Raw genomic sequence first — 383 nt, forward strand, 5'->3', positions numbered from 1 at the left:
CCCCAACGACCACCGTCAAGGCGATCTACGGCATGGCCTATCGCGCGCCGAACGATTACGAATTGAATTATCAGAGCAGCGCGCCCGGCGGCCAGCAGGCTACCCACGGGCTGTCGGCCGAACGCATCCGTACGTATGAAGCGGTCGTCGAGCAACAAGTGGCTGTGGGCGGCAAGGCGACGTTGTCGGTGTTTCAGAACAACGTTTCCACCCAGATCAGCCAGAGCGAAGACCCGAACACCGGGCTGCTCTACTTCAGCAACGTGGCGCGCGTGCGCACGCAGGGCGCAGAACTCGGCTACGAGCAGACCTGGCCGGGCGGCACGCGCCTGCGCACCAGCTACAGTTTCCAGCGTTCCGAAGTCATCGCCACCGGCCAGACG

1 protein-coding gene is annotated in these 383 nt (G+C 64.0%); it reads left to right on the forward strand.

What is annotated here, in order from left to right; translation table 11 throughout:
• The coding region (locus I6F21_RS38565) for a TonB-dependent receptor (RefSeq protein WP_225184495.1) at window positions 1–383 on the forward strand (383 nt) is incomplete at both ends.

It is taken from the genome of Bradyrhizobium sp. NBAIM03 (assembly GCF_020194055.1).
Taxonomy (GTDB): Bacteria; Pseudomonadota; Alphaproteobacteria; order Rhizobiales; family Xanthobacteraceae; genus Bradyrhizobium; species Bradyrhizobium yuanmingense.